We start from the raw sequence: 26403 nt of genomic DNA on the forward strand, positions 1-26403 counted from the left end.
CCTCCTCCGGCGGTTTTCTTCCCGTGATCAATGTAAGGAGGAAACCGTTGCCGACATGCCCGGATGTCCCGGAATGTTATGAAGTACTGACCGGTATCCCTACCCCGTGACAGGACCCGAGTCGGCCTCAGGTGCGGGCCAGCATGACCGGCGGATGGCTGGAGGCGTCCACGAGGATCCGGTCGCCGAGGGGTTCGCCGAGATCGGCGGTGTAGGGCGTCGGCGGGTTGCCCCGGCAGTCCTGGGCGCCCCCGGCCCCGGCCACGCCGATCGTGAGCCGGACCTCGGTCGCGGTCCTCTCCACGCTCGCGCGGATCCTGCCGCCGGCGTCCGCGCCGCTCGCGCACGCTTGCTCGGTGACCAGCAGCCGCACCTCGCGGGCGTCCCGCGTCACGGCGGGTCCCGCCGGATCGAGGACGACGTCCGCCGCGCCGAGCCCCTGAGGCACCCGGTGCAGATCGCACCGCGAGGAGACGCGCAGCCGCCAGCCGCCCTTCGCTCCCCCGGTGGCGGCCCCCTGCGGCCGTTCGGCCGACAGGAGCCGGTACGCCCCGCCCTCGGTCCCCGCTCCCAGCTCGCGGATCAGCGTCATCCGGGCCGGGGTGTCCTCGACGATGCTCCAGCTCGCGAGGTCGCCCACGGGCCCGACCCCCGCGCCCCCGAGCGCGGCCCTGCCGTCGGCGCTGAGCCCGGTCGCGGGCCTCGGCCGGTCCAGCGCCGACAGCGGGACCGCGTCCTGGTGGCAGTAGACCTGCGGCGCGACCGGCGCGACCGGCGCGACCGCGGGCGGGACCGCCGCGGGCTCCGGCCCGCAGCCGCAGAGAACGAGGAGGACCGCCGTCCAGCCGAGGGATCGCATGGCCGGACCCTCGCACAGGACCGCCGGAAAGCGACAGGCCTAGCTCGTGACGGGCACGCGGTCGAAGAGGGCGGCGAGACCGTCGGCGTCGAGGAGGTCGACGGGGCGGACGGTGTGATTGGCCTTGACGTAGTGGAAGGCCGCGCCGACGTGGTCGAGGGGGACGTTCGCGAGGGACGCCCAGGCCAGGCGGTAGGCGGCGAGCTGGACGGCGACGTGCCGCTCCTCGCTGCCCTCCGGGGGGCGGCCGGTCTTCCAGTCGACGACCTCGTAGGTGTCGCCGCGCCGGAAGACGGCGTCCATCCGGCCGCGCACGAGCCGGTCGCCGATCATCGTCTCGAACGGCACCTCGACGTCGACGGGCTCGCGCGCCCCCCACTCCGACTCCTCGAACCGCGCCTGGAGCAGCCCGATGTCGGAGTCGTGCTCGTCGGCCCCGTCGTCGGCGGCGCCGAACAGGTCCTCGGGATCGATCAGCCGCTGCTGGCCCCAGCGCGATTCCAGCCAGCGGTGGAAGGCGGTGCCGCGCCGCATGAACGGTGTCGGCGGGCGGGGCATCGGCCGCCGGATCTGGGCGGCGAGGGACGCCGGATCGCGGGCCAGCGACACCAGCGACGACACGGTGAGACGGTCGGGCAGCTCCACGGTGAGCCCGTCGCCGCCCCTGCCCTGGTCGCGTTCGGCCAGCAGCAGCTCCACGTCCCGGGCCCAGGCCGTCATGCGGCCCCGGTCGGCGTCCTCGAGGTCGCCGGTGGGGGTCCACTGGGCGAGGGTGCCGACCATCGCGTCCTGGACGAGCCTGGCCCCCTCGACGATGCCGCCCTCACCGAGCGGGGGCGGCGGCCAGGCGGCGGTCTTCGGCTCCGCGAGCAGCGGATTGTGCGCCGTCTCCTCGGGCGGCTCGGCCCACGCCCAGACATGGTCGGCGGTCTCGCGGATCTCGCTGAGGAACGGCGAGGGCCCGAGCGCCTTGGACGCCGCGCCCCACCAGTAGCCGGTCGCGACCAGCAGGGCGCTGGCCCGGGTCACGGCCACGTAGGCCAGCCGCCGCTCCTCCCTGAAGTCGCGTTCGGCGCAGGCCTCCTCGAACCGCTCGACGTCGAGCTTGGTGAGGCCGTCGAGGCGCGGAAGGTCCAGCCGGTCGCCGCGCAGCGGGTAGGGGATCATGCGCGGGTTGGTGGTCCACTTGGTGCCCGCGCCCGCCGGGGGCGTGGGGAAGATCGAGCCCTTGCCGGGGTTGCCGTTGCGCTGCGGGGTGAACGACAGCCCCGGGACGATCACGACCGGCCACTCCAGTCCCTTGGACCCGTGGACGGTCAGCAGCTTCACCGAGTCACTCTCACCGACCCGTCCCGCCTCCAGCCCGAACTCCTCGGTCTCGGCCGCGGCCAGGTAGGACAGGAACGCGCTGAGCGTCGGGTCCTCGCTGTCGCCCGCGAAGGAGTCGGCGGCGTCGACGAAGGCGTCGAGGTTGGCGCGGGCCTCGACCGGGTCCTTGCCGGTGCGGGCGGCGACCTCGATGTCGAGGCCGAGGACCCGCTCCACCTCGGTGACGAGGTCGGGCAGCGGAAGATGCGACTGGCGGCGCAGGTAGCGGAGTTCGTCGCGGAGGCGCAGCAGCCTGCGGCGGGCCTCCGCGGAGTAGGGCTCGGGGTCGCCGAGGTCGTCCAGGGCGTCGACGAGGCTGCCCTGCTCCTCCTGCAGCTCCTGGACGAGCGCCTTCAGCGGATCGTCCTCGCGGGCCCGCTCGGGCGGCGCGGCGTCCTCCCGGTTGATGTCGCGGCGGGCCTCGCGGGCCAGCTCGCGGGCGCGGCGGCCGAGGGCGACGAGGTCGCGGGAGCCGATCCGCCAGCGCGGCCCGGTCAGCAGCCGGGCCAGGGACGCCCCCGAGGTCGGGTCGTTCATCACCCGCAAGGTCGCCAGCACGTCCTGGACCTCCGGGACGGTCAACAGCCCGCCGAGGCCGACGACCTCGACGGCGATCCCGCGCTCCTCGAGGGCCTTGCGGATCAGGGCGAACTGGGAGCGTTTGCGGCACAGGACCGCGATGTCGCTGAGTTTCAGCGGCTCCTCGGCCTCCGCCCCGTCGGGGGCGTGCGCGGAGTGCAGGACGGCCACGACCCGCTCGGCGATCCGCTCGGCCTCCTCCTCGACGGTCGTGACCAGCGCGCACTCGACCCTGCCGCGGCCCACCCGCGGCGCTCCCGGCCGCAGCGGCGACACCCCGCGCAGCTCGGACCGCAGATCGGCCTGGACGCGCGCGGCGGCGTCGAGGATCCGCTCGCCGTTGCGGAAGCTCTGGGTGAGCTCCAGCCGGGGCGCGGGCCCCGCCTCGGCCGGGAAGTGCATGGGGAAGTTCATCAGGTTGCCCGCCGACGCCCCGCGCCAGCCGTAGATCGACTGGCAGGGGTCGCCGACGGCCGTCACCGGGTGCCCGCCGGAGAACAGGGCCTTCAGCAGGACGAGCTGCGCCTGGCTGGTGTCCTGGTACTCGTCCAGGAGGACCACCGAGTAGCGCGACCGCTCGAACGCCCCGACCTCGGGATGCCGGTCGGCGATCCGCGCCGACAGCGACATCTGGTCGCCGTGGTCGACGAGCTCGCGGCGGCGCTTGGCCGCGCTGTAGGCCTCGATGAGAGGAAGGAGCTGCTCGCGGGTGCCCTGCTTGGCGAGGATGTCCTTCTGCTTGGCCAGCGGCTTGTCGACCGAGGCGTACATCTCCTCCAGCTTCCGGCCGATCAGCCGGATGTCGGCCGGGCCGCGCAGATGCTCGGCGAGATCGCCGGACAGCTCGATGACGGCGCGGGTGACGGTGTCGGGCGCCCAGTCGATCTGGTCCATCGGCCCGTCGTAGGCGTCGACGACGCGCGTCGCGATCTGCCAGGCCACCGCCGGGGAGATCAGCCGCATCGTCGGCTCGAGGCCCTCGCGCAGGGCGTGGTCGCCGAACAGCCGGGAGGCGTAGGCGTGGTAGGTCGAGACGGTCGGCTCGCCGTCGAGGACCTCGGGATCGACCAGGTCGGGATGCTCGTGCAGCACGGCCAGCCGCTCCCTGACCCGCCCGGCCAGCTCGGCGGCGGCCTTCCTGGTGAAGGTCAGCCCCAGCACCCGCTCGGGCCGCACCAGCCGGTTGGCGACCAGCCACACCACCCGCGCGGCCATGGTCTCGCTCTTGCCCGACCCGGCGCCCGCCACCACCAGCATGGGCGCCAGCGGCCCCCGGATGACCTCGGCCTGCTCCTCGGTCGGCGGAAACCTCTGCTGCAACCGGAAGGAGAGCTCGCCCGGAGAGATCATCATCTCCGAGCCTCCTTCGTCGGCCCGGAGCCGATCTTGTACTTGTCGGTGACCTCGCTTCGCTCACTCACGGCTCCCCGACCTCGCCTCCGTTCTCGTTCACCGGGCAGCAGGACTGTACGGGGCAGGTCCGACACTTGTCGTTCGCGGTCGCCTTGAAGACCTCGCCGGCCATGCCGGTGGCGACGATCTCGACCAGCTTTCTGGGCCAGTCGGGGTCGCCGTCCTCGCCGGGCGGACGCTGCGCCTGCTCGCGCGCCTTGCGGGTGTAGGCGGCCTTGCCCACCTGGACGAGCTTCGCCCCACCCGGCTCGACCAGCCCATGCCGCTCGAACGCCCCCAGCATGACGGCGTACTGGTAGACGCCGAGCTGCGGATTGCGATCGACCTGGTCGGCGGGGACGGGCGAGCCGCCGGTCTTGATGTCGATGATGATGCCGCGCCCGTGGGCGTCGCGTTCGGCGCGGTCGATCCGGCCGCGGATCACGACCCGTCCGAGCTCGACCCGGAACGACTCCTCCAGCGCGACGATCTCGTTGGGGTTGGTCTTGTGCCAGTCCATGAACTTGTCGACCATGGCCGAGGCCTGCTTGCGCTGCTTCTCGGAGTACCAGGCGGAGCGGAAGTCGAGCTCGCTCCAGATCTCGTCGAGGCGTCCGGCGAGGTCGCTCTCCGAGACGTCCGGGCGGGCCCCGGCCAGCTCGGCGACCGCGTGGATGACCTTGCCCATGGTGCTGTACTCGCCGGGGCCGCCCTCCTGGGCGCCGACCGCGCTGGTGAGCAGCCAGCGCAGCCCGCAGGTGGTGAAGGTCTCCACCTGGGACGGTGAGATCGTGATCGGCTCCTCAGGGCCGAAGGCGGGGCCCGCGTCGGACAGGGACGTGATCGCGTACCAGTTCTCGGGCCTGGCCCCCCGGACGCCCGCCCTGGCCAGCCGTCCGAGATGGGAGGCCGCGGCGCGGCGCAGCCCGTCCGGGCGCTTGGGGTCGGCGACGATCGAGCGGAGGTCGGAGACCAGCGCGGGCAGTGACAGCCAGCGGGTCCGCTCGTCGAGCTGGGCCTGTTCGAGGGCGCCGGGGAGCAGCTCGTTGAGGAATCGCGACGGCCGTTCCTCGGTGTCGTCGCCGCCGACGGCCGTCACGACGAGGCGTTTGCGCGCCCGGGTGACGGCCACGTAGAACAGCCGCCGCTCCTCGGCCATGATCTTCGCGGTGACCGCGGCGCCGGATACGGCGTCGAGGTCGCCCGGATCCTCCAGGAGCTGCTCGATGCCCAGCAGGGAGCCGCGCACCCGCAGGTCCGGCCACATCCCCTCCTGGACGCCCGCGACGATCACCACGTCCCACTCCAGGCCCTTGGACCGGTGGGCGGTGAGGATCCGGACGGTCTCCCCGTCGGGCGAGCGCTCGGCGAGGGTGTTCCCGGCGATCTCCTGGCCGGCGAGGTCGTCGACGAACAGGACCGCGCCCGCCTTGGGGAGCCGGTCCACGAACCGGGCGGCGTGGTCGAACAGGGCGACCACCGAGTCGAGAGAGGAGTCGGCCGCCGCTCCCCTGGCCCCGCCGCGCTTGCTCTCGGTCAGCCAGCGGTCGCTCAGCCCGGTCTGCTCCCATACGGCCCACAGCACGTCCTCGGCGGAGCCCGAGCCCTCGCGGGCCGTCCTGATCAGATGGGCGATCCGCTGGGCGGGCGCCTTCACCTTGTCGTGGACGAGCAGCAGCTCCCGGTCGTCGTCGAGGGCGGCGACGAGCAGCTCGCTCAGGGGCCTGGAGCCGCCCGCGAGGTCCTCGAGGTCGCGCAGGGCGCGCTTGAGGCGGCGCATGGCCAGGGCGTCGGCGCCGCCGAGCGGCCCGGTCAGCAGCTCCTCGGCGACCACGTCGTCGAGGTAGCCGGGCTTCAGCGCCGCCAGCAGGATCATCAGCAGCGGCCGGACCGCGGGCTCGGCGTACAGCGGCAGCTCGTCGCCGAGGACGGTGACCGGCACCCCGGCCTGGCCGAGCGCCCGCCGCAGCCCCGGCACCTGGTGGACGCCGCGGATCAGCACCGCGCAGCGCGACCACGGCACGCCCTCCAGCAGGTGGGCCCGGCGCAGCTCGTCGGCGACGAGCGCGGCCTCCTGGCTGGCGCTGTCGGCGACCACGACCCTGACCTCGGGCGACGGCTCGCCCTTGCGCAGCCCCGGCAGGTCCGCGCCCTCGGGGGCGGGCTGCCGGTCCGGGACGGTCAGCACACGGTGCTCGGCCATGCCGGGCAGCCGCCGGGCGATCCGCCGGGACGCCTCCAGCAGCGGCGCGCCCATCCGGCGGCAGACGGTGAGGGCGACCGTCTCGGCGGGGGTTCCGTCGAGACGGGGGAAGCGGGTCGGGAAGTCCAGGATGCCGCGGACGTCCGCGCCCCGGAAGCCGTAGATCGACTGGTCGGGGTCGCCGACGGCCACCAGGTCGCGCCCGTCCCCGGCGAGCTGCTTCAGCAGGTGCTCCTGGGCGGGGTCGGTGTCCTGGTACTCGTCCACGAAGATCACGTCATAGGCGCCGCGCTCACGGGCCCTGACGTCCTCGTCGTGGGTCAGCATGCCCGCGGCCTCACGGATGATCTCGGTGTAGTCGTAGGAGGCGACCGGGTCGAGGTCGAAGCGGAGCGCGTAGCGGTGCATGAAGTGGGCGATCGCCGACCAGTCGTCGCGGCCGTGCAGCCGGCCCAGCTCGAACAGGCGCTGCGGCTCGATGCCGCGCTCCAGGGCGCGCAGCGTGAAGTCGCGCAGCTCCTCGGCGAAGCCCCGGGTGTTCAGGGCCGGGCGCAGGCGTTCGGGCCAGCCCTTCGCGCCGTCCTCGATCTCGCCCGCCAGCAGCCGCCGCACCTCCAGGAGCTGCTCGGGGCCGGTGAGCAGGCGGGGCGGCTCCATCCCGTCCAGGACGGCCTGCCGCCGCAGCAGCGCCCAGGCGTAGGAGTGGAAGGTCAGCGCGAACGGCGACTTCGTGGTGACGCCGAGGCGCCCGGTGATCCGGTCCCTGACCTCCTCGGCGGCCTTCCGCGAGAAGGTGAGCACCAGGATCCGCTCCGGATCGGTTCCCTCCTCGACCCGGGAGACGACCGCCTCGACCAGCGTCGTCGTCTTGCCGGTCCCGGGACCCGCCAGCACCAGCAGCGGCCCGCCCCGGTGATCGACGACCCGGCGCTGCGCCTCGTCCAGCCGCGGCGCGCCGACGACCCCGGCGGAACCGCCGCGACGCACGAGCCGATAGGGAGCACTGGACACCCTTGTGATTCAAACGCAAGATCCGGCCTACTCGGGCCAATGCGACTGCATGTCGCATGGTTCACTCCCGTGCGGATTCGGGATCCTGCGCCAGGATCGCACGCCCGCCGTCGACGGGGAGGGTGACTCCGGTGATGAACCCGGCGCGTTCCGAGAGCAGGAACGCCACGGCCTCCGCCGCCTCCCCCGGCAGCCCCATGCGTCCCAGGGCGTGCAGGTCCCGCATCCGGCGGGTGATCTCCCCGGCGCGTCCGGGCTCGGCCGCCAGGAGGTCGTCGTGGCGCCCGGTCCTGACCGAGCCGAGCGCGACCGCGTTGACGCGAATGCCGTCGGGGCCGTACTCGGCGGCCATCGCCCTGGTCAGGCCCTCGATCGCCGCCTTGGCCGTCGCGTAGGGCACGCATCCGGGGACCGGCCGCTGGGCCTGGTGCGACGACATGTTGACGATCGCTCCGCCCGTCCCGGCCGCGAGGAACCGTCGCACGGCGGCGGCCGAGCCCACCACCGCGGGGGCGAGATTCAGCTCGATCAGCTCCAGGATCGTCTCCGGTGGGGCCGTGTGCGGGGAGGCGTCACGGAACACCGCCGCGTTGTTCACCCATCCGGTGAGGGCCCCGGCCGTGTCGGCCGCCCGCTCGGCGACCGCGGGATCGGCGGCGCTGCCGACGACGGCCGTGATCCTCTCCACGCCCTCGGTCCACGCCAGGGCCTCCTCGTCGAGGTCGACCACGACGACCGTCCCGTGCTCGGCGAGCCGCTCGGCCACGGCCCGCCCCACCCCCCGGGCTCCCCCGGTGACCACCACGCTCATCCCGGCGCCGTGCCCGGAACGGCGGCGATCAAGCCTCCCGCGGAATGTCGTCCCCCGCGGCTAGCGTGGGCGAATGCCGAACATCGCCACCGCCGACCGCGTCGATCTCGACGGCCTGCTGGAGTTCCTGCGGCCCCGCCACCGGGGGCTGCTGGCCATGACCAGGTCCGACGGGCGGCCCCAGCTCTCGCCCGTCACCTGCGGGGTGAACTCAGCCGGGCAGATCGCCGTCGCCACCTATCCCGGCCGCGCCAAGGCCGTGAACGGGAAGCGGAACCCGCGGGCGTCGATCTGCGTGCTGTCCGACACCTGGGACGGCCCGTACGTCCAGGTCGACGGCGACGTCACCGTCCTCGACATGCCGGAGGCCCTCGACGGGCTCGTCGACTACTTCCGCTGCGTCTCCGGCGAGCATCCCGACTGGGACGGCTACCGGGCGGCGATGGCCCGCCAGGACAAGTCCCTCATCCTCCTCGACATCACCCGCTGGGGCCCGATCTCCACGGGCGGCTTCCCGCCCCATCTGGCCCCGTCCTGAACCCGTGCTAGAGCTCTTCCTCGCGGGGGCGGCGGACCGCGAGGAGGGCCGTCGCGACCGTGGCGGCCAGGGCGATCAGGCCGGTCAGTGCGCTGGTGACGATCAGGCGGGTGTCGTGGTGGGTGACCTGGAGCGGGGCCGCGGGCAGCAGCGGGGCGCCGGGGGCGGCGCCCAGGCCGTTGAGGCGGGTCGTGGCGAGGGTGTCGGCGGTCCGGAGGGCCGCGGCGGCGTCGACCTCGCCGAAGCCGACCGCCAGGCTGTAGCCGGACGCCGGCCGGTGGGCGGCGCTGGTGATGATCGCCTGGGTGACCAGGGCGGGGGCCAGCGAGGGATGCCTGGCCCGGATCAGGGCGGCCACGCCGGACACGAAGGCGGTCGCGGGGCTGGTGCCGTCGCCGATCCAGTAGGAGTCGCCGGGGCCCGCGCCGACGATGTCGACCCCGGGCGCCGAGACCACCACCGCCGAGTTCTCGTTGGAGAACCCGGCGTGCCGGTGCTCGGAGTCCACGGCCGCCACCGAGATCACGCCGGGGAAGGACGCCGGGAAGGAGTAGGGGGCGTTGCCGTTCTTCTTCGCCGTCTTCGAGGCGCCCTCGTTGCCCGCGGCGGCGACCACGACCACGCCCTTGGCCACGGCGTGGGCGATGGCCTGCCGCTCCTCACGGGTCGGGATCGGCTTGCCGAGCGACATGTTGATGATCTGGGCGCCGTGGTCGGCGGCGTAGCGGATGCCGTCGGCGATCACCCGGTCGTAGCGCTTGTCGGTGTTGTAGGTCGTGAAGCCCGGTTCGGAGTTCTCCAGGATCACCCGCAGGGCGAGGATCCTCGCCTCTGGGGCGACGCCCATGACGCCGTCGGCGCCGCCGGGACCGTGGCCGTGCCCGGCGATGATCGAGGCCATGTTGGTGCCGTGCAGCCGCTGCGGGGCCACGCCCGGCGGGTTGGCCCCCTCGGTCAGGTCGGGGCCCTCGACGACGGAGCCCGCGAGGTCCGGCTGGGCGGGGTCGACGCCCGAGTCGAGCACCGCGACCGTCACCCCGGCGCCGCGCGTCATCGCCCAGGCAGCGGGGACGTTCAGCCCGTTCAGGACGGGCTGCTGCTTGTCGCGGACGGCGTCGGCCGCCGCCGGGCCGCCGCTCCACAGCAGCAGTCCCGGCACGAGGACGAGGGCGGCCCTCCCGATCACCTGTAGTAGGGCACCGGCGGTGCGTGGTAGCCGAGCGCGCCGACCGCCGCGTACAGGGTCTGGGCCTTGGCCGTGAGCGGGTGGGCCGGGCCGAGGACCTTCAGGCAGTCCGCCTGGAGCGCCGTCGCGATCGCCTGGGCCTTGGGGAGCTGGCCGAGGGCGTGGTTGACCTGGCCGAGCAGCAGCCGGGTCTCGAGGGTGTCGGGGTGCTCGTTGCCGAGGAGCCGGCCGCGGGCGGTCGCCGTCTCGTAGGCGACGGTCATCGCCTCGGGGTTGCGGTTCAGCGCGTGCAGCGCCCAGCCCTCGGTGTTGCGGGCCTCCTGCGTCTCGGTGTTCTCCGGGCCGAAGATCCGGCCGCGGTCCCGGGAGACGCCCTGCGCGATCGGCAGCGCCTCCCCGGCCCGGCCGATCGTGTAGAGGATCTTGGCGAGGAGGAGCCAGCTCCGCAGCGTCTTGGCGTTGTCCTGGCCGAACAGCCGGGTCCTGGCCTGGGCGACCGTCCGTGCGACGCCCTCGGCCTCGGCGCCGCGCCCGGCGAGGTAGAGCGCCGAGGCGAGGATGTTGCGGCTGCTGAGGGTGTCGGGGTGCTCGGGACCGAGGACCCGGGCACGGCCCTGGGCGGCCTGGTCGGCGGCCGTCACGGCGTCGGCGAACCGGCCCTCGTGGCAGTAGCGGGCGGCCCGGCGCGAGAGCTGCTCGTACTCGTCGACCGGGGAGGCGGGGGCCTGGGCCTGCGCGGGGACCTGCGCCCCGGACGGCTGGGCGATGGCCTTGAGCCGCCGCACGACCTCCTTGCAGTCCGCGGGCCGGTCGCCGGGCTCCTTGGCCAGCATGTCCCTGACCAGCCGGTCGGCCTCGGCCGGAACGGACGGCGTGTGGTGGCGCGGCCCCTTCGGCTCGTACTTCAGATGCCCCTGGACCAGCGCCTCGATGCCCTCGTCGATGGGGAACGGCGGCTGCCCGCAGAACAGCTCGTGCAGCATCCCGCCGAGCAGGTAGATGTCAGTGCGGGCGTCGATCTGCCGGCCCAGGAACTGCTCGGGCGCCATGTAGACCGGCGTCCCCAGCACTCCGGAGCCGGTGAGGCCCGTGGCCGACGACAGGTGCTTGGCGATGCCGAAGTCGCACAGCTTGGCCCGGCCACCGTCGATGACCATGACGTTCGCGGGCTTCAGGTCGCGATGGATCACCCCGGCGGAGTGCGCGGCACCGAGGGCGTCGGCGATCTGGATCGCCAGGTCGATCGCCTGCGCTGTGGCCAGGCCGCCCGCGTTCCGCTCCAGCAGCTTGGCCAGGTCGTCGCCGTTCAGCAGCTCCATGACCAGGTAGAGGACGGTGCCGTCCTGGTCCACGTCGTGCACGACGGTGATCCCCGGATGCTGGAGCGTCGCCGCGAGCCGCGCCTCGCGCAGGAAGCGCACGACCCCCTCGGGGTCCTCGGCGGGGGCCTGCGGCAGCACCTTCACCGCGACCTTCCGGCCCAGCCGGTTGTCCGTGGCCAGGTACACCTGGCCCATCCCGCCCTTGCCGAGCATCTGCTCGAGCTCGTAACGCCCCCCGAGCACCACCACGTCCGACACGTCAGCCTCCGTCCGGTTTACCGTGCATGATCCCACCAGAATTCAGCATCTGTACTCCGTGATCCGGCACGAGGGCGCCAGCGGGGCCGTCAGCCGGTCGAGGATCTGCTCGGCGAGCTGCGGCGCGACCGTGAACAGATCGGGTTGTTTCTGTTTCGCCCGTCCGGTGCGCCCGTCGGTGTAACCGGTCGAGGTGACGGCCAGATACGGCCCGGCACGCCGGAACGCGCTCGCCTGGCGGGTGGTGTCGGTGAACCGGGCGACGACCGAGCCGGGGAACCCGAGGGCGTGCGGGCCGGGGCTGGCGTGCCCCTCGGTCGGGACGGCCTTCAGCGCCCGTTCGGCCGCCGGTGGATCGGGGAACGCCGCCAGCCCGACCGTGATCACCAATCCCTGCGTCTGGTCGAGGTAGGTGGCCCTCAGCGCGCCCTGGCAGCCCTTGAGCAGGGCGTTCAGCGCCTCGTCGAAGGCGGCGGGGCAGTCGGAGGTCGGCCCGATCCCGACCCGGGTCGCGGTCTCCGTACCGCCCAGGTCGGGGGCGTAGCCCAGGGTGTCGGGGAAGATCGTCCCGACGGGCCGGTGCTGCCAGCGGTTCGCCAGCTCGACGGCCATCGCGTCGCGCCACTCGGCCGGGGAGGGGGGCCTGGTCAGCTCGGCCTGGATCCGGAAGATCGCGAGCACGACCACGGCCAGGCAGGCGGCGGAGGCCAGAGCGGCCATCACCCGGCCGGACGCGTCGCGCATGATGGACCTGTTCTACTACAAGAGCACGGCGCGGGCCATCGGGTCCGCTACCTGGAAAGTTTCTTTTCGATTACCGCCTTCACCGCAGGACAAGGCATTATCTGGACGGCGTTAGTACCACCCGCTGTTAGTACCACCCGCTGATTGACCCCGTACCGTCCCCGCGCGCGAGCCCCCGAACCAAGGAGTCGTCCCATGGCGGACACGTGTGTCGTCGCACTCGATGTGGGCGGGACGCGCATGAAGGCCGGGCTCGTCGGCGACGGTGCGCATGTGATCACGGTTTCCATGTACGACACGGGACGCGAGGACGGGCCGGGAGCGGTCACCGAGCGGCTGGTGAGCGTCGTCCAGCGGCTCACCGACAACGCCCGTGAGCGGGGACTCAGGCCCTCCGGCGCCGGGGTGGTCATCCCCGGGATCATCGACGAGGGCAGCGGGGTCGTCCGCAACTCGGCCAACATCGGCTGGCGCGACTTCCCGCTGCGGGGCCATCTCGCCCAGCACATCGACCTGCCCGTGGCGATCGGCCACGACGTGCGGGCCGGCGGGCTGGCCGAATCGGTCCTCGGCGCGGGCCAGGGCGAACGCGACATGCTCTTCCTGCCGCTGGGCACCGGCATCGCCGCCGCCATGATCATGGACGGGCGGCCGTTCAGCGGCAACGGCTACGGCGGCGAGATCGGCCACATGCAGATCGACCCGAAGGGGACCGTCTGCGGCTGCGGGGCCCGCGGCTGCCTGGAGACGATCTCCTCGGCGTCGGCGGTGTCGCGCCGCTACTCCGAGCGGGCGGGCGCCGAGACCAGCGCGGCCGAGGTCGCGCGGCGGGTGCAGACCCGTGAACCGCTCGCCATGGAGATCTGGCAGGACTGCACCGACGGGCTGGCCACGGCCATGCTCGCCTACATGAGCATCTGCGCGCCCGCTCAGATCGTCGTCGGCGGCGGCCTGGCCGAGTCGGGCGAGACGCTGCTGGCGCCCGTCCGGGCCGCGGTCGAGCGCCGGATGACCTTCCACCGGCCGGTGCGGATCGTCCGGGCCGCCCTCGGCGACCGGGCGGGCCTGCTCGGCGCCGCCCTCCTCGGCCGGACGGCCTGAGGCCCGGCCGGGAGTACCGAAGGGTGAGACCGGGTTTCCGGGAATGCGGCGGCCCGTGCGAAAGTTGTCCCTGGACAGCAGTCATATGAGTGCCCAACTCTGGAGTGGAACGTGTCTTTGCCACCGCTGGTCGAGCCCGCGGCCGAGCTGACCCGTGACGAGGTCAACCGGTACTCGCGGCACCTGATCATCCCCGATGTGGGGATGACCGGGCAGAAGCGACTGAAGAACGCGAAGGTGCTCTGTGTGGGCGCCGGCGGCCTCGGCTCGCCCGCGCTGATGTACCTGGCCGCGGCGGGCGTCGGCACGCTGGGGATCATCGACTTCGACGTCGTCGACGAGTCCAACCTGCAGCGCCAGATCATCCACCGTCAGTCCACGCTGGGCCTGCCCAAGGCGGAGTCGGCGGCGCAGACGGTGCGCGACATCAACCCGCTGATCGAGGTCAGGGTCCACAACGTCGCGCTCGACCGCGACAACGTGCTGGACATCTTCTCCGAGTACGACCTGATCGTCGACGGCACCGACAACTTCGCGACCCGGTACATGGTCAACGACGCCGCCGTGCTGCTGAACAAGCCGTACGTGTGGGGTTCGATCTACCGGTTCGACGGCCAGGCGTCGGTGTTCTGGTCCGAGCACGGCCCCTGCTACCGCTGCCTCTACCCCGAGCCCCCGCCCCCCGGGATGGTCCCCTCCTGCGCCGAGGGCGGCGTGCTGGGCGTGCTGTGCGCGTCCATCGGCTCCATCCAGGTCAACGAGGCGATCAAGCTCCTGACCGGGATCGGCGAGCCGCTCGTCGGGCGTCTGATGATCTACGACGCCCTGGAGATGACCTACCGTCAGCTCAAGGTCCGCAAGGACCCGGAGTGCCCGCTCTGCGGCGAGAACCCGACCATCACCGAGCTGATGGAGGACTACGAGGCCTTCTGCGGCGCCGTCTCCGACGAGGCCGCCGACGCCGCCAAGGACTCGACGATCACCGTCGGCGAGCTCAAGAGCATGCTGGACAACGAGGAGAAGATCTTCCTCATCGACGTCCGCGAGCCCAACGAGTACGAGATCGTCTCGATCCCGGGCGCGACCCTGATCCCGAAGGGCGAGTTCCTCAACGGCAACGCCCTGGAGAAGCTCCCGCAGGACCGCAAGATCGTCCTGCACTGCAAGTCGGGCGTCCGCTCCGCCGAGGCCCTCGCGGTCGTCAAGGGCGCGGGCTTCTCCGACGCCGTGCACGTCGGCGGCGGCGTCCTGGCCTGGGTCCGCCAGATCGACCCGAGCCTGCCCAGCTACTGAGCACCACCGAGCACCACGGGTGAGGCCCCGGACCCACCGGTCCGGGGCCTCACCCGTGCTCGCCCCCGTCGGCCTCGACCAGCGGCCGCCCGACGATCCGCCGGAGCGTCTCGGCAGGCGTCGAGTAGCTTCCGGTGGGGTTCGTGGCAGGATCTGGCGGGTGGAGGACTTCGGGGAGCTGGTGCTCCAGGTGGTCGAGCGGATTCCGCCCGGCAGGGTCATGACCTACGGCGACGTCGCGGAGTATCTCGGGGTGGGCGGGCCCCGGCAGGTCGGCCGGGTCCTGGCCACGCAGGGCGGCGGGGTGCCGTGGTGGCGGGTGATCCGGGCGGACGGGAAGATGCTGCCCGGCCACGAGCGGCGGGCCCGTGAGCAGTATTTGAAGGAAGGAACGCCTCTTCGGGGTGAAGATCGAGTAGATCTGCGCAACGCCCGGTGGGATGGTTCCTGACATGGGTTTCGGGAGGATGGCGGCCGGGCTCGGCCTCGCCGCCGCGGTGTGCTGCGGGTGCTCGTCGGGCCAGGCCCCGCGGGCCGAGCGGGCCTCGGCCTCGGTGCCGCCGGCCGGGCCCTCTTCCACGGCGGCTCCCACGGCCTCGCCGACGGCCGTCCCGGTGAAGCCGAAGAAGTTCGACAAGGCCGCGCTGGACCGTGAGCTGCGCAGGTACCTGGGCGGGCGGGCCAGCGGCGCGGGCATCCACGTGCTCGACCGCACCACCGGCCGCCGCTACTCCTACCGGCCCGACACCGAGTTCGTGACGGCCAGCGTCGCCAAACTCGACATCCTCATGACGCTGCTGCTGAAGCGGCAGAAGGCCCACCGGGGCCTCAGCGCGGACGAGAAGTACGACGCCGGGATCATGATCCGCGAGAGCGACAACTTCGCCGCCGACCGGAACTTCCGGCGGGCCGGCAGCGCGACGGGCGTCAACGCGGCGAACCGGCGGTCGTTCCGGCTGAAGCACACCGAGGCGATCGACGCCCAGTGCCTCGACCTGCTCTGCTGGAGCCTGACCCGCACCACCCCGCGCGACCAGGAGCGGCTGATGGAGAACCTCTTCTCCGGGCCGCTGGAGCGGAAGCACCGCGACTTCGTCCTCGGCCTGATGAGCGAGGTCGTCAAGGACCAGCGGTGGGGGGTGGGCGCGGGGGCGCTCAAGGGCGACCGGGTCTACAACAAGAACGGCTGGATGACCCACCAGCGCGACGGCGACCGCTGGGCGGTCAACAGCGTCGGACGGATCGAGGGCCACGGGCACGATCTGCTGGTGGCGGTGATGACCAACCACAACCCGTCCATGGGTTACGGGATCACCACCGCCGAGCACCTGGTGGCCAGGGTCGCCGACGCCTTCCGCGCGACGACCCCGGCGGTCTGAACCCCCTCAGGAGGCGACCGGCGCGGCCGGCTCGCGGACGGCGGGCTCGTCCTCCTCGCGGATCCCGTAGCGGGTGTAGAGCCGCTTGAGCGGCCCGGGAGCCCACCAGTTGAGATCGCCGAGCAGCCGCATCGTCGCCGGGACGAGCAGCGCCCGCACGATCGTCGCGTCGACCAGGATCGCGATCACCATGCCGACCCCGGTCAGCTTGATGAAGGTGATCCCCGAGGTCGAGAACGCCGCGATGACCACGATGAACAGCAGGGCGGCGCTGGTGATGATCGAGCCGGTCCGCTGGAGGCCCGTCGCGACGGCCGTGGTGTTGTCGCCGGTCAGGTCGTACTGCTCGCGGACCCGCGACAGCAGGAACACCTCGTAGTCCATCGAGATGCCGAACAGCATGGCCAGCATGAGGATCGGCATCGCGGGGGCGATGTCGCCGGTGGCGGTGAAGTCCAGCAGGCCCGCCAGGTTGCCGTCCTGGAAGATCCAGACGATCGCGCCGAACGTCGCCGACAGCGACAGCAGGTTCATCAGGATCGCCTTGACCGGCAGCAGCACCGAGCCGAACGCGAGGAACAGCAGCACGAAGATCGCCCCGCCGACGACCACGGCGAGCCACGGCAGCATCCGGCCGAGGCTGGAGAGCTGGTCGGCGAGCGTCGCGGTCTCGCCTCCCACGTAGGTCTCGCCGGGGGCGGGCACGTCACGGACCCGCTCGACGATGCGGCGGGCCTCGACCGAGGTCGGCGGCTCGGCGTAGCGGACCGCGATCCGGGTCACCTGGCCCGCGGTGCCCACGACCTCGGCCCCGGTGACGCCCTTCACCTCCCGCAGCGCGCTCACGTACTGCTGGGTGGGCGCGTTCCTGACGACCACGTCGATCGGGGTGGTGACGTTCGCGGGGAAGTCGCGCTGGAGGGTCTCGGCGACGACGCGCGTCTCGGTGCCCTCGGGCAGGACCCGGGTGTCGACCCCGCCCCAGTTGATCCGCAGGAAGGGCGAGCCGAGCGCCAGCAGCACCGCGACGATCGCGACGCTGACCACGATCGGGCGGTTCATGACGGCCTTGGCCAGCCGCTCCCACCGGTTCCCCGCCCGGACGGCGCCGGACCTGCGGACCCTGCGGGAGTTGACGCGCGGGCCGAGCACCGACAGCAGGGCGGGCAGCACGACGATCGCGGCGAGCATCGCCACGACCACGGTCGCGACGCCGCCGAGCCCCATCGACCGCAGGAAGAGCTGGTCGAACAGCAGCAGCCCCGACAGGGACACCGCGACGGTCACTCCGGAGACCACGACGGTCCGTCCCGCCGTCGCCATGGTCCTGGCCACCGCCTCCTCGGTGTCCTGCGCGCGGGCCAGCTCCTCGCGGAACCGCCACACCATGAACAGCCCGTAGTCGATGGCGAGGCCGAGCCCCATGAACGTGGTGATGTTGATCGAGAAGATCGACACCTCGGTGAAGTAGGTGAGGACGTGCAGCGCGGTGAACGAGCCGAGGATCGCGACCCCGCCGATGACCAGCGGCAGCGACGCCGCGACCAGCCCACCGAAGATCACGACCAGCAGGATCAGGAGGATCGGGATCGAGATGGCGTCGGCCTTGGCGATGTCGGAGCTCACCCGGCTGTTGATCGCGTCCTCGGTGACGACGTGGCCGCCGAGCCGCACCCGGAGACCGTCGGCCTTCCTCAGGTCGTCCTTGATCGCGAGGTAGTTGTCGGTCCGGACCTGGGCGTCGTCGCCGGCCAGCCGCAGGACGGCGTAGGTCGTCCTGCGGTCCGCGCTCACGAACGCCGGAGAGCCGGTCGACCAGAAGGTCTGCGTTCCGGCGATCCTGCTCTGGGGCAGCGCGGCGAGCGAGGCCGTCACGGCGGCCCTGGTGGCGGGGTCGTCGGCGCTCCCGCCCTCGTACAGGACGATGACGTCGGGCTCGGACCGGCCGAAGGCGTCCTCGATGGCGGTGGCGGCGGTGTGGCTGTCGCTGTCCGGCGTCTCGAAGCCGCCGGAGGTGGTCAGCGCCCCGAAGACCCCTGTCCCCCAGACGCCGAAGAACAGGACGGCGGCCAGGGACAGCCACAGGATCAGCTTGCGCCGCCGGTGGACGACCCGCCCCCAGGTCTCGAACATGATTCCCCCTAGTGACCGTCAGTCACGTTGGTAAACACCGTTAATTTTCTGGGTCGGTGTTAACATCGCACCGGCGAGGGCAGGGGTCAAGAGAGAGGTAGGTCACATGACGCTGGGACGGCGCGAGCGGGTGCGCGCGGCGACCATCGTCGAGATCACCGAGACCGCCCGGAAGATCCTCATCGACGAGGGGCCCGAGGCCGTCACCCTCCGCGCGATCGCCCGCGAGATGGGCATGACCGCCCCCGCGCTCTACCGCTACTTCCCCAGCCACGCCGAGCTGGTGCGGCACATGGTCGGGACCCTGTTCAACGAGCTCACCATCGCCCTGCACACCGAGATCAAGGCCGTCCCGCACGCCGACATGCGCGGCAAGTTCCTCGCCGCGACGCTCACCTTCCGGCGCTGGGCCCTGGAGCACCGGCGCGAGTACGCGCTGCTGTTCGGCACCCCGTTCCCCGGCATCGAGGACGTCTACACCGACGACTTCGCGGCCGAATGCGGCCGCCAGTTCGGACTGACCTTCCTCCATCTCTTCGAGGAACTGTGGGCCGGGAACCCCTTCCCCGTCCCGCCCGAGGAGTCACTGGACCCGCGCCTGCGCGTGCAGCTCGCCCGCTACCGCGACTCGGTCGGCACCGCCCTCCCCCTGGGCTGCATGCAGTTCTTCCTCCAGTGCTGGGTCCGCCTCCAGGGCGCCGTCAGCCTCGAGGTCTTCGGCCACCTGGCCTTCGCCTTCGACGACCCCGAGCCCCTCTTCCTCCTCATGCTCGAAGAGGTCGCCACCCACATCGGCCTGGCGAAGCCCTAGGCCGTGTCTTACGGATCTTGTCCGTAGCGAGCGGCGGTCAGGTGCGTGCCTCGGAGGTGCGGAGGAGGGAGTCGGCCTGGTTGGCCGTCGACCGACGACAAGCCTGCGAGGTGCGTGCCTGGGCGTCGCGCAGTAGGACCGAAGATCCGTAAGACACGGCCTAGGCGGACTTACGGGTCGCCGGCTTCTTGGCGGGTTCCTTCTTGGCGGCGGGGGCCTTGCGGGCCGGGGTCTTCTTGGCCGGGGTGCGGGACTTCTTGGCGGCGTCGACGCTGGCGCGGAGGGCTGCCAGGAGGTCGGTGGCGGCGGGGGCGTCGTCGGACCGGTCGGCGGGCTGGACGACGTCGCGGCCCTCGGCCTTGGCGTCGATGACGGCCTGGAGGGCCTCGCGGTAGGCGTCCTTGTACTCCGACGGGTCGAAGTCGGCGGCCATCGTCTCGATCAGCGAGGAGGCCATCGCGAGTTCCTGCGGACGGACCTCGATCTCCTCCTCCAGGAAGGGGAACGCGGCCTGGCGGACCTCATCCGGCCACAGCATCGTCTCCAGGACGAACACGCCGTCCACGACCCGCAGCGTGGCCAGGGACTCGCGCTGGCGCAGCGCGACCTTGACGACCGCGACCTGCCCGGACTGCTCCAGGGCGTCCCTGAGCAGCACGTAGGGCTTGGCGCCGTGCCCGTCGGGCTCCAGGTAGTAGGTCTTGTTGAAGTAGATCGGATCGACCTGCTCCAGCGGCGTGAACTGCAGGACGTCGATCCGGCGCGACGTGGTCAGCGGCAGGTCGGCGAAGTCCTCGTCGGTCAGCACGACCATCTCGCCGCTCGGCAGCTCGAAGCCCTTGGCGATGTCGCCGTAGGGGACCTCCTCGCCGTCGATCTGGCAGACCCGCTTGTACTTGATCCGGCCGCCGTCCTCGCGATGGACCTGGTGGAACGCCACGTCGCGCTGCTCGGTCGCCGAGTACAGCTTGACGGGAATCGTCACCAACCCGAACGAGATGGCGCCCTTCCAGATGCTTCGCATAATGGGCCCATACCCAGGAGGTCTCGGTCTGATTCGGGGGTAGGAGATCGGTGTGGACCTGATCGAACCGATGCTGGCGACCCTCGGAGAGCTACCGGACGACCTGGAGCGCTGGGCCCTGGAACTGAAGTGGGACGGGGTCCGCGCGCTCGCCTACGTGGAATCCGGCGGCGTCCGCGTGTGCGGCAGGCGCGGACGGCCGGTCACGTCGAACTATCCCGAGCTCGGCGCCCTCGCCGATCTGCTCGGGGAGCACGAAGCCGTCCTGGACGGTGAGATCGTCGCCTTCGCCGACGGCAGGCCCTCCTTCGAGCGGCTCCAGCGCCGGATGCACGTCGCCCGGCCCTCGCCGACCCTGATCAGGACCGTCCCCATCAGGTACGTGGTGTTCGACCTGCTGCTCCTCGACGGCAAGTCGCTGATGGACCTCACCTACGTCGAGCGGCGCGAGCTGCTGGAGGAGCTCGACATCGCGGCCGGGCCCGTCGAGGTGCCGCCGTACCTGCCCGCCGAGGACCGTGAGCAGGTCATGGAGCTGCTCACCTACACCCGCGAGGAGAGCCTGGAGGGGCTGGTCGCCAAGCGGCTGGACTCCCGGTACGCGCCCGGGAAGCGGGTCTCGTCCTGGCGGAAGATCAAGAACGTGCGGACCCAGGAGGTCGTGATCGTCGGCTGGCGTCCGGGCCAGGGGCGGCGGCTCGGCTCGGTCGGCTCGCTGCTCTGCGGGTTCTACGACGGCGACGCGCTGGTGTTCGCCGGCCATGTGGGGACGGGCTTCAGCGACGCCCTGCTCGACGAGCTGTCCGCGCTGCTGGAGCCGCTGGCCAGGCCGGGCACCCCGTGCGCCGGGGAGATCCCGCGCGAGGTCGCCAAGGACGCCCGCTGGGTGGAGCCGCTGCTCGTCGGGGAGGTCGCCTTCGCCGAGTGGACCGCCGAGGGGCGGCTGCGGCATCCGTCCTGGCGCGGGCTGAGATCCGACCAGGACCCGCTGGAGGTCACGCGTGAGTAAGGTCCAGGTCACCGTCGAGGGGAAGTCCCTGTCGCTGTCCAACCTCGACAAGCCCCTCTACGAGCACTTCACCAAGGGCGAGGTGATCGACTACTACACACGGATCGCCCCGGTCCTGCTGCCGCACCTGGCCGGGCGGCCGGTGACCCGCATCCGCTACCCCAACGGGGTCGACGGCATCAAGTTCTTCGAGAAGAACGCCCCGCGCGGCACCCCGGACTGGGTGCGGACCGTCGTGATCCCCACGCCGGGCGGCCGCAGCGAGTCGGTCGAGTACGTGATGATCGAGGACCTCGCGACCCTGGTGTGGTGCGCGAACCTGGCCGCGCTCGAACTGCACGTCCCGCAGTGGAGGGTCGATCCGGGCGACCGGATCCTGGACAACGACCTGATGGTCTTCGACCTCGACCCCGGCGAGCCCGCCACCTTCCGCGAGGCCTGCGCGGTGGCGCTGCTCGTCCGCGACGTGCTGGCCGAGGACGGCCTCACCGCCCATCCGAAGAACAGCGGCAAGAAGGGCCTGCACCTGTACGTGCCGGTCAAGGGAGTCGACACCCCGGCCTATGCCAAGCGCGTCGCCGAGCGCCTCGAGGGCGAGCATCCCGGCCTGGTCCTCAGCCGCATGGAACGCAAGCTCCGCACCGGGAAGATCTTCCTCGACTGGAGCCAGAACAGCGGCCCCAAGACGACCGTCGCGCCCTACTCCCTGCGCGCCGCCGCCTCCCCCTCCGTCTCCACCCCCCTGACCTGGGCCGAGATCGAGGCCGGTGATCCCGTCCGCTCCTCCCCCGACGAGGTTCTGGCCCGCGTGGAGGAGCACGGAGACCTCTTCGCCCCGCTCCTCGGATAGCGCGTTCTCTGCTTCGGTAAAAACCCTGCGGGGAGGCCGGGCGCGTCCGCAGGGTGGCGGGCATGGACTTTGACGTGATCGTCCTCGGCGCCGGGACCGCGGGCGCACGGATCGCGGACGCGCTGGCCTCGGCCGGGCGCTCCGTGGCGCTGGTCGAGAGCCACCGGGTCGGCGGGGACCGGCTCGCCGAGCGGTGCGCGGCGCTCCAGGAGGCCGCCCAGCGGCGCGATCCCTGGGCGCGCGCCCAGGCGCTGGTGGCGCGGGTCCCCTCGCCCGTGCGGACGCGTCCGCCCGCCGAGCCCGGCCGGGCCGCCGGGGGTGACCGGACCGCGTGGTCCGGGGGCGGCGCCGAGCAGGGGCCCTGGTCCGACGGGTCCGAGCACGACGGCGACGGCGGCTGGAGCGATCCCGCCGAGACCTCGCACGACCTCCGGCTGGAGCGCGGCGACCCCGTCGGCGGCCTGATGGGGGCGCTGGAAGCGGTCTCGCGGCGCGAGCGGGAGCGTGCGGTGCTGCTGCCCGGGATCGGGCAGATCACCGAGCCCGGCCTGGTGACGGTCTTCGGCGAGGAGGACGCGGCCACCCACTCCAGCCGCTCCCTGGTGATCGCGACGGGCGGTGAACCGGTCCTCCCGGTCGTCCCCGGCCTGCGGGACGTGCCCACCTGGACGACCGCGGAGGCGCTGGACTCCGGTGTGCTGCCCCGGCGGCTCGTCGTGCTCGGCGGGGACCCCGTCGGCTGCGCGCTGGCCCAGGTCTACGCCCTGTACGGCTCCCAGGTCACCCTGGTGTGCGAGTCCGGCAGGCTGCTCCCGGCGGAGGCGCCGTTCGCGGGCCTCCTGCTCGCGGAGATCCTCGGCCGGTCGGGCGTCGTGGTCAGGACGGGCGTCCGGCTGAGCCTGGCCGAGCGCGGCGAGCAGGCGCCGCGGCTGCTGCTGTCGGACGGGACGGCCCTCACGGCCGACCGGATCCTGCTGGCGGCCGGGCGGCGTCCCCGGATCGACGGGCTCGGCCTGGAGAACCTGGGCCTGGCCGGGCTCGAGGCCGACGAGCGGTGCCGGATCACCGAGGGCGTCTGGGCGGCCGGGAGCGTGACCGGCCGGTCCGACGCGTCGCTGGAACAGGCCAGGGTCGTGATCGACAACCTGCTGGGGCTCGACAGGACCGCCGACTACCGGGCGCTGCCGAGGACCGTCCAGACCGCTCCCCCGGTCTGGGCCGCGGGCTCGCCGCCCGTCCCGGGGCTGGCGGTGGCCGGACGCGACCTGGCCGGAACCGTCAGGGCCGCCCTGACGCCCGGCGCCGTCGGACGGGTCGAGCTCTACGCCGACGAGGCCCGCGGGGTCCTCACCGGGGCGGCGGCCGTGGGTCCCGGAGCCCCGGACTGGATGGCCGAGATCGCCCTGGCCATCAGGGCTGAGCTGCCGGTGGCGGCCCTGGCCGATGTCGTCCGGGCGTTCCCGACGTACGGTGAAGCCATCGAGCCCTCGCTCCGGGAGCTCGCCCGATAGGAGGTGTTGACCATGCCCGATCCGCTGGAGAACGCACCGGAAGGCGACATTCTCGAACAGCGCGCGGACGTGGAGGAACCCGAGTCCCCGACGTCCGGGCCGGTCCCGCTGGAGGCCGACGAGGCCGACGTCACCGAGCAGCGCCGCGAGGTCCGGCTGGACGAAGACGAATATCGGTGAATTTTCAATGGTGACCCACGAGGTTACTCGCGCGTAGGATGATGGGATTGGTCGGCGGTGCAAGAAACCGCAGATGAAGTTGTTCCCACACCCAACGGGTGTATGGCAAAGCAAAGAGGAGCACGGTCGTGACGACTACTCCGGACGCCCGACCCCGAGGCACCCGGCTGCCGCGCATGGCCCGCCGGCGGCAGCTGCTCGGCGCCGCGCAGGAGGTGTTCGTCGCGCAGGGCTACCACGCCGCCGCGATGGACGAGATCGCCGAGCGCGCGGGAGTCAGCAAGCCCGTGCTCTACCAGCACTTTCCCGGCAAGCTCGAGCTCTATCTGGCCCTGCTCGACGAGCACGCCGAAGGACTGGTCTCGACCGTCCGCGACGCCCTCGCCTCGACGACCGACAACAAGCTCCGCGTGCACGCCAGCATGCAGGCCTTCTTCGACTTCGTCTCGGGCGACGGCGAGGCCTACCGCCTGGTCTTCGAGTCCGACCTCCGGAACGTCGCCCAGGTGCGGGCGCGGGTGGAGCGCGCCAACCACAAGTGCGCCGAAATGATCGCCAAGGTGATCCAGGAGGACACCCAGGCCCCGGTCGACGAGGCCTATCTGCTCGGCATGGGCCTGGTCGGCATGGCCGAGGTCAGCGCCCGCTACTGGCTGTCGCAGCAGAAGTCGATCCCCAAGGAGACGGCGGAGAACGTCATCGCCCGCCTCGCCTGGCGCGGCATCTCCGGTTTCCCCCGCACCCCCTGATCCGCTCGGCGATCAGCTGATCCTCAGGCCGTACCGGCCGCCGCGGTGGCGTGCCGGACGGCTTTGGCCTGCCCGGGATCGACCGGGACCGTCGTGACGCCCGCGGGCCAATGGGTCCTCAATGAGAGATCTTCACTTTGCAGAATTGGGCCGCCGCGGACGTGACGGATCTGCTATAGCGGGGAACGTCGGGCAACCGGTACACTGGGTGGCGGAGTGTGACCGCGCGCTGCCGCGCTCGACTGTGCGGCTTGCGTCCACCCCGCGCAACACCTCACTTCAATGCGGTCACCCAAACGAAGATCGACGGCTGGTCCCTCCCGCGCTGGCGCGCGGCTCGCCTTTCTGAGCCTTGCTGCGCCGCGCATCAAGGCAGGTGTCAAGACTCGCCGCCCAACTACGGAGGCTGAAAGCCCTGACTACGTTCACCGACCTCGGGGTCATGCCCGAAATCGCCGATGCGCTCGCGACCGAGGGCATCACCACGCCGTTCCCGATCCAGGCCCTCGCGCTCCCCATCGCGCTCGGCGGCCAGGACATCATCGGCCAGGCCCGCACGGGCACCGGCAAGACCTTGGCGTTCGGAATCCCGCTCCTCCAGCGGATCACCCACGGCGGCAAGGCCCCTCAGGCGCTCGTCGTCGTCCCGACGCGCGAGCTCGCCATCCAGGTCCACGAGGACCTCGTCCTCGCGGGCGGCAAGCTCGGCTCGCGCGTCCTCGCCGTCTACGGCGGGCGCGCCTACGAGCCCCAGATCGAGGCGCTCCGTGACGGTGTCGACGTCGTCGTCGGCACCCCCGGCCGGATGCTCGACCTCGTGAAGCAGAAGTACCTCGACCTCTCCCAGGTGCAGGTCCTCGTCCTCGACGAGGCCGACCGGATGCTCGACCTGGGCTTCCTGCCCGACATCGAGCGGATCATCGCGAAGCTGCCGACCGTCCGGCAGACCATGCTGTTCTCGGCGACCATGCCCGGCGAGATCATGACGCTCTCGCGCCGCTACCTCACCCGGCCCACCAACGTCAGGGCCGAGGCGCACGCCGAGTCCGAGGCCCAGCCCCGGGTCGTCCAGCACGTGTGGCAGGCCCACCAGATGGACAAGCCGGAGGTGCTCGCACGGGTCCTCCAGGCCGAGGGCCGCGGCCTGACCATGGTGTTCTGCCAGACCAAGCGCACCTGCGACCGGGTCGCGACCGAGCTGACCTCGCGCGGTTTCCAGGTCGCGGCCGTCCACGGAGACCTCGGCCAGGGCCAGCGCGAGCGCGCCCTGCGGGCGTTCCGGTCCGGCAAGATCGACGTCCTGATCGCCACCGACGTCGCCGCCCGCGGGCTCGACGTCGACGACGTGACGCACGTCGTCAACTACGAGTGCCCCGAGGACGACAAGGCCTACGTGCACCGGATCGGCCGCACCGGCCGGGCCGGCCGCGAGGGCATCGCGATCACCCTGGTCGACTGGAACGACACCCAGCGCTGGAAGCTGATCAACAAGGCCCTCGGCATGGACGTCCCGACGCCCGAAGAGGTGTACTCCACCTCCGACACGCTGTACGAGGTCCTGAACATCCCCCGGTCCGCGACCGGGACCCTGCCCAAGGACCAGCGGAACACCCGTGAGGGCCTGAACGCCGAGGCCCTCGAGGACATCGGCGAGACCGGCCGCCAGCGGACCCCGCGCCGCGGTGAGGGCGACCGTTCCCGGGACCGTGACAGGGACAGGGACTCCGACCGTTCGGAGCGTCCGGCCCGTCAGCGGCGCAGCCGCACGCGGACCCGCACCCGCGGCGGTGTCGCGCAGGAGTCGCCCGCCGCTGTGACCGAGGCCGTTCCGGCCGAGGCCCCCGCGCGCAGGTCCCGTTCCCGCGGCCGGCGCTCGTCCGAGGCTCCGGCACAGATCGTCGAGGCCGTGCCCGTCGAGGCCGTCACCATCGAGACCCCGGCGGCCGAGCCCGCCGAGGCCCCGGCCCGCCGGACCCGCACCCGCAGGCCCGCCGCCGCGGCCGTCACCGAGGAGGCCCCGATCACCGAGGCCGCCGCGGTCGAAGCCCCCGCGCGCCGGACCCGCACCCGCAAGGCCGCCGAGCCCATCGCC

General features: G+C 72.2%; 21 protein-coding genes. 12 read left to right on the plus strand and 9 right to left on the minus strand.

Features of this window, described 5'->3' with window-relative positions:
- Positions 1-127: 127 nt before the first annotated feature.
- The 4 genes from ABD785_RS05565 to ABD785_RS05580 all read right to left on the minus strand — a co-directional run bounded on the left by ABD785_RS05565 (position 128) and on the right by ABD785_RS05580 (position 8223).
- Positions 128-859 (minus strand): hypothetical protein, encoded by a 732-nt coding sequence (locus ABD785_RS05565; RefSeq protein ID WP_344822830.1) that lies wholly within the window; start codon positions 857-859, stop codon positions 128-130.
- Between the two features lie 39 nt (positions 860-898).
- The gene (locus ABD785_RS05570; protein WP_425547738.1) at positions 899-4156 is read right to left on the minus strand and encodes an ATP-dependent helicase; all 3258 of its coding nucleotides are present in this window, start codon (positions 4154-4156) and stop codon (positions 899-901) included.
- Between the two features lie 67 nt (positions 4157-4223).
- Complete coding sequence (locus ABD785_RS05575) at positions 4224-7412, minus strand: ATP-dependent helicase (protein WP_344822832.1); 3189 nt, start codon at positions 7410-7412, stop codon at positions 4224-4226.
- A 61-nt stretch (positions 7413-7473) separates the two neighbouring features.
- A complete protein-coding gene (locus ABD785_RS05580; protein WP_344822834.1) occupies positions 7474-8223 on the minus strand; it encodes an SDR family NAD(P)-dependent oxidoreductase in 750 nt (249 codons plus the stop codon).
- 73 nt (positions 8224-8296) lie between these two features.
- Between ABD785_RS05580 and ABD785_RS05585 the strand changes: the two genes are divergently transcribed.
- Positions 8297-8761 carry a PPOX class F420-dependent oxidoreductase gene (locus ABD785_RS05585; RefSeq protein WP_344822836.1) on the plus strand — a complete coding sequence of 155 codons (465 nt, stop codon included), beginning with the start codon at positions 8297-8299 and terminating at the stop codon, positions 8759-8761.
- Positions 8762-8768: 7 nt separating this feature from the next.
- Here the strand turns inward: ABD785_RS05585 and ABD785_RS05590 are convergent, their stop codons facing one another.
- The 3 genes from ABD785_RS05590 to ABD785_RS05600 are packed head-to-tail and all read right to left on the minus strand — an operon-like array spanning position 8769 to position 12271.
- On the minus strand, positions 8769-9947 hold the full coding sequence (locus tag ABD785_RS05590) for a S8 family serine peptidase (RefSeq protein ID WP_344822838.1): 1179 nt from the start codon (positions 9945-9947) through the stop codon (positions 8769-8771).
- Positions 9944-11527, minus strand: a complete 1584-nt coding sequence (locus ABD785_RS05595) for a serine/threonine-protein kinase (RefSeq protein WP_344822840.1) — start codon at positions 11525-11527, stop codon at positions 9944-9946. The genes ABD785_RS05590 and ABD785_RS05595 overlap by 4 nt, the downstream gene beginning before the upstream one ends.
- Before the next feature lie 42 nt (positions 11528-11569).
- Positions 11570-12271 carry a hypothetical protein gene (locus tag ABD785_RS05600; protein WP_344822842.1) on the minus strand — a complete coding sequence of 234 codons (702 nt, stop codon included), beginning with the start codon at positions 12269-12271 and terminating at the stop codon, positions 11570-11572.
- 195 nt (positions 12272-12466) lie between these two features.
- Here ABD785_RS05600 and ABD785_RS05605 point away from each other — a divergent pair, with 195 nt between their 5' ends.
- The 4 genes from ABD785_RS05605 to ABD785_RS05620 all read left to right on the plus strand — a co-directional run bounded on the left by ABD785_RS05605 (position 12467) and on the right by ABD785_RS05620 (position 16044).
- Positions 12467-13372 carry an ROK family protein gene (locus ABD785_RS05605; RefSeq protein ID WP_344822844.1) on the plus strand — a complete coding sequence of 302 codons (906 nt, stop codon included), beginning with the start codon at positions 12467-12469 and terminating at the stop codon, positions 13370-13372.
- A 111-nt stretch (positions 13373-13483) separates the two neighbouring features.
- Positions 13484-14665 (plus strand): adenylyltransferase/sulfurtransferase MoeZ, encoded by a 1182-nt coding sequence (gene moeZ / locus ABD785_RS05610; protein ID WP_344822846.1) that lies wholly within the window; start codon positions 13484-13486, stop codon positions 14663-14665.
- A gap of 151 nt (positions 14666-14816) precedes the next feature.
- On the plus strand, positions 14817-15116 hold the full coding sequence (locus ABD785_RS05615) for an MGMT family protein (RefSeq protein ID WP_344822906.1): 300 nt from the start codon (positions 14817-14819) through the stop codon (positions 15114-15116).
- Between the two features lies 1 nt (position 15117).
- Positions 15118-16044: a serine hydrolase gene (locus ABD785_RS05620; RefSeq protein ID WP_344822848.1), complete on the plus strand. Its 927-nt coding sequence runs from the start codon at positions 15118-15120 to the stop codon at positions 16042-16044.
- A gap of 6 nt (positions 16045-16050) precedes the next feature.
- On the opposite strand, the gene ABD785_RS05625 is transcribed toward ABD785_RS05620, so the two are convergent.
- Positions 16051-18177: an MMPL family transporter gene (locus ABD785_RS05625; protein ID WP_344822850.1), complete on the minus strand. Its 2127-nt coding sequence runs from the start codon at positions 18175-18177 to the stop codon at positions 16051-16053.
- 106 nt (positions 18178-18283) lie between these two features.
- Between ABD785_RS05625 and ABD785_RS05630 the strand changes: the two genes are divergently transcribed.
- Positions 18284-18988 carry a TetR/AcrR family transcriptional regulator gene (locus ABD785_RS05630; protein WP_344822852.1) on the plus strand — a complete coding sequence of 235 codons (705 nt, stop codon included), beginning with the start codon at positions 18284-18286 and terminating at the stop codon, positions 18986-18988.
- Between the two features lie 160 nt (positions 18989-19148).
- On the opposite strand, the gene ku is transcribed toward ABD785_RS05630, so the two are convergent.
- Complete coding sequence (gene ku, locus ABD785_RS05635; RefSeq protein WP_425547734.1) at positions 19149-19973, minus strand: non-homologous end joining protein Ku; 825 nt, start codon at positions 19971-19973, stop codon at positions 19149-19151.
- A 91-nt stretch (positions 19974-20064) separates the two neighbouring features.
- On the opposite strand from ku, the gene ligD (ABD785_RS05640) reads away from it, so the two are divergent.
- From ligD (ABD785_RS05640) to ABD785_RS05665, 6 genes are all read left to right on the plus strand, one after another.
- Positions 20065-21021 (plus strand): non-homologous end-joining DNA ligase, encoded by a 957-nt coding sequence (ligD, locus tag ABD785_RS05640; protein ID WP_344822856.1) that lies wholly within the window; start codon positions 20065-20067, stop codon positions 21019-21021.
- Positions 21014-21871: a non-homologous end-joining DNA ligase gene (gene ligD, locus ABD785_RS05645; RefSeq protein ID WP_344822858.1), complete on the plus strand. Its 858-nt coding sequence runs from the start codon at positions 21014-21016 to the stop codon at positions 21869-21871. The genes ligD (ABD785_RS05640) and ligD (ABD785_RS05645) overlap by 8 nt, the downstream gene beginning before the upstream one ends.
- 62 nt (positions 21872-21933) lie before the next feature.
- Positions 21934-23382 (plus strand): FAD-dependent oxidoreductase, encoded by a 1449-nt coding sequence (locus tag ABD785_RS05650; RefSeq protein WP_344822860.1) that lies wholly within the window; start codon positions 21934-21936, stop codon positions 23380-23382.
- Positions 23383-23394: 12 nt separating this feature from the next.
- Positions 23395-23562 carry a hypothetical protein gene (locus tag ABD785_RS05655; protein ID WP_344822862.1) on the plus strand — a complete coding sequence of 56 codons (168 nt, stop codon included), beginning with the start codon at positions 23395-23397 and terminating at the stop codon, positions 23560-23562.
- 128 nt (positions 23563-23690) lie between these two features.
- Positions 23691-24311: a TetR/AcrR family transcriptional regulator gene (locus ABD785_RS05660; protein ID WP_344822864.1), complete on the plus strand. Its 621-nt coding sequence runs from the start codon at positions 23691-23693 to the stop codon at positions 24309-24311.
- A 442-nt stretch (positions 24312-24753) separates the two neighbouring features.
- The coding region (locus tag ABD785_RS05665) for a DEAD/DEAH box helicase (protein ID WP_344822866.1) at positions 24754-26403 on the plus strand (1650 nt) is incomplete at its 3' end.

This window comes from Actinocorallia longicatena, assembly GCF_039534125.1.
In the GTDB taxonomy this organism is placed as follows: domain Bacteria; phylum Actinomycetota; class Actinomycetes; order Streptosporangiales; family Streptosporangiaceae; genus Actinocorallia; species Actinocorallia longicatena.

Excerpts from the sequence above, each read along its gene's own strand:
- ABD785_RS05565 (WP_344822830.1), bottom strand. The coding sequence starts at position 859 with ATGCGATCCCTCGGCTGGACGGCGGTCCTCCTCGTTCTCTGCGGCTGC.
- ABD785_RS05570 (WP_425547738.1), bottom strand. The coding sequence starts at position 4,156 with ATGATCTCTCCGGGCGAGCTCTCCTTCCGGTTGCAGCAGAGGTTTCCG.
- ABD785_RS05580 (WP_344822834.1), bottom strand. The coding sequence starts at position 8,223 with ATGAGCGTGGTGGTCACCGGGGGAGCCCGGGGGGTGGGGCGGGCCGTG.
- ABD785_RS05585 (WP_344822836.1), top strand. The coding sequence starts at position 8,297 with ATGCCGAACATCGCCACCGCCGACCGCGTCGATCTCGACGGCCTGCTG.
- ABD785_RS05600 (WP_344822842.1), bottom strand. The coding sequence starts at position 12,271 with ATGCGCGACGCGTCCGGCCGGGTGATGGCCGCTCTGGCCTCCGCCGCC.
- ABD785_RS05605 (WP_344822844.1), top strand. The coding sequence starts at position 12,467 with ATGGCGGACACGTGTGTCGTCGCACTCGATGTGGGCGGGACGCGCATG.
- ABD785_RS05620 (WP_344822848.1), top strand. The coding sequence starts at position 15,118 with ATGGGTTTCGGGAGGATGGCGGCCGGGCTCGGCCTCGCCGCCGCGGTG.
- ABD785_RS05625 (WP_344822850.1), bottom strand. The coding sequence starts at position 18,177 with ATGTTCGAGACCTGGGGGCGGGTCGTCCACCGGCGGCGCAAGCTGATC.
- ABD785_RS05630 (WP_344822852.1), top strand. The coding sequence starts at position 18,284 with ATGACGCTGGGACGGCGCGAGCGGGTGCGCGCGGCGACCATCGTCGAG.
- ABD785_RS05650 (WP_344822860.1), top strand. The coding sequence starts at position 21,934 with ATGGACTTTGACGTGATCGTCCTCGGCGCCGGGACCGCGGGCGCACGG.
- ABD785_RS05655 (WP_344822862.1), top strand. The coding sequence starts at position 23,395 with ATGCCCGATCCGCTGGAGAACGCACCGGAAGGCGACATTCTCGAACAG.